Source organism: Streptomyces odontotermitis, from assembly GCF_050510915.1.
In the GTDB taxonomy this organism is placed as follows: domain Bacteria; phylum Actinomycetota; class Actinomycetes; order Streptomycetales; family Streptomycetaceae; genus Streptomyces.
Genome location: NZ_JBNJLS010000048.1, coordinates 1 through 2,480 on the forward strand (window position 1 = coordinate 1; position 2,480 = coordinate 2,480).

Annotated in this window: 1 protein-coding gene; it reads left to right on the top strand. The window is 59.6% G+C overall.

The features are described 5' to 3' along the window. Positions 1–95 precede the first annotated feature (95 nt). The gene (locus ACQB60_RS45670; protein WP_496932028.1) at positions 96–2,462 is read left to right on the top strand and encodes a DUF5005 domain-containing protein; all 2,367 of its coding nucleotides are present in this window, start codon (positions 96–98) and stop codon (positions 2,460–2,462) included. The last annotated feature ends 18 nt before the right edge of the window (positions 2,463–2,480 follow it).

Below are 2,480 nucleotides of genomic sequence, written 5' to 3' on the forward strand. Positions count from 1 at the left end.
TCGCAACGGCGCTGACAGCGGCGCAAGACTCTGACCAGAGCAGTGCACCGCCGGCGGGGAAGGAGGTCGTAACTTGGGAACGGCCGAAGGGGCCGATGACTCCCGAAGAGAGGATGGACCTCTCCAGGTACATGTACCGGAACTCCCCTAGCTATGAAGAACAGGCATCTCAGAAGCGGAGCTCGGTCACGCAAACAGATCTGAACACGTGCCGGAACGCCTCGTATCCGGGCGGCAAAAGGCACAAGATCATGGACCGTACGCACTGGTGCGCCATGGGAGACATCCTGTACCAGGACGGCAACGACTCGATCCGGTTCAGGCTGACGGCCCTGGGGACAACAGGAGCAGAGAGTAACCGCAATGTGGATGTGTGGATCCAGTTGGACAACTGGCGCACCACCGGGAGTCCAAACTGGGGTCAGCAATTCGGCATAAAGGGCGACTGCAGCTCGAACTGCAGCGTCACGGGCAACCGGACCGATCCACTGCAGAAGTGGCGCGACACCCCGACCGGCTCGAACCAGTGGCTCACCTTCTCCTCGCCGGAGGGATCCCTCACAGGCGACAAGGTCGCCAAACACACATTCGGCATCGAATTCACGGCGCAAGAGATAAACAAGATCGAAGATGTACCGTTCCGGTGTGACTCGGCACAGTACGTCGGGAAGTGGCAGGGCTGCGTATTCGATGACGGCCAGCCAGTAACATACAGATTCGACTCTCGCCCGCAGTGGGAAGAACAGACCAAGCACGTCTGGAGGGCACAGAACACCCCGGACGACACTGAGCCGTCATCGGAGCATACAAAGTACATTCCGGGATCCCCGAAGAGCAAGGACCCGCTCACGCGCCTCTACACGAAGGATGGGAAAAAGAAGGCGGCCAACCGGAGGAAGTCTGTAAGCCAGTGCGTAAAATTCTACGGGGCGGATTACGCAACATCGGCGGGTTATGACCGCGAGTGTGATGAGTACCCGTATGCGTCGACATACGAGGGCGCAGTCGAAGGTGCCAGCAAGCAATCCCCAAATGACGGGTACAGGCACTTTTCCGTAGACCCTATTACGAAGAGTCATAACAAAGAAGCCGGAGATGACCTCGCAGAGTTCTACCGGGTCAATCGCATGCTCGATGGGGACAGGTTCTATGTCCATTTGGTTACTCCGGCAGGCGGTGACTACGAGGGGCCTGGCAAACCCTCTGGTGTCGCGGCACCTGTCAGCTACAGCCAGTGTCCGGCGAATTCCGTTGTCGAGGCCAAACAAGCAGAGCCGAAGGCATACCCGGAAGACGTTTTCAATAAGTACGCAGAGACGACACGCGACGGATGGACCGGGGGTGATTCCACCTACAGCGTCACTCTCGGTGACGGCCGCCGTCTGTGGCTCTTCTCCGACACCTTCCTCGGCCCTTTGAACGACAATGGCACGCGACCCCTGACCGCGCCGCTGATTAACAGTACGTTCGTGGCCCAGGTCGGGGACAATCTCACCACCATCACTGGCCCTGACAAGCAGGCGATCATGCCCCAGCCGGCGGCGGGGCACTGGTACTGGCTCGGGGACGGCCTCGTGACCACCATCGGCGGGAAGGAACACCTTCAGGTCGTCTTCCACGAGTGGTACAAGTACGGCCCGGGGGTCTGGGATTTCAAGATCAAGCGTTCTATGGTCGCGACGTTTGACACCAGCGATCTCACAAAGCCGGCATCGATTCAGCCACTTCGCTCCGGCACGGGTATCCAGTGGGGATCGGCTGTCATGTCCGCCGAGCAGAGCGGTGACGGCTACACGTACATCTACGGTGTCGACAGCAAATCTGTGAATAAGGGCATGAGAATCGCTCGTGTCAAGGGAACCAACATCGCCCAGCCCGAGAAGTGGGAATACCTCAACTCAAGCCGCGGCTCATGGATGTATGGCGAGACTGAAGGCGACACCGCCCTGACCGGTGTCTCTAACGAGTACAGCGTTACGCCGTTCAAGGGCAACTTCGTGGTCATCAGTCAGGACAGCACGGACGCGTTCAGCGGAAAGATCCGCCTGTGGTTCGGCTGTGACCCCTTCGGGGCCTTCGGGCATCTGGATGGCAACGACGAGGTCTTCCGGATGCCCGAAGGGGGCCCTGTGCCTTTCGGGGACTGCGTGGCCGCGGGCAAGGAAGAAGACGGCAGGTGCTTCTCCTACAACGCTCATGTCCATCCGTCCCTGGCATCAGGGAGCCGATGGATCATGTCCTACAACGTGAACAACTTCGACAACAGCGTCTCCTCCAGCGGCGCCCACTACCGAGATCCCACCATCTACCGGCCCCGCTTCGTGTCCTTCACTCTGACAGCCAAGGGCCTCAGAGAGGCCAGGGGCAAGGTCACGTACGAGACACAACCCAAGCAGACGCGTACACCTTGCCGAGCACAACAGCGCCCCGTGGCAGGAGTGCTGACCAACCCGTGCCCGTAGCAAGCGTCTGATGATTTC

Excerpts from the sequence above, each read along its gene's own strand:
- ACQB60_RS45670 (WP_496932028.1), top strand. The coding sequence starts at position 96 with ATGACTCCCGAAGAGAGGATGGACCTCTCCAGGTACATGTACCGGAAC.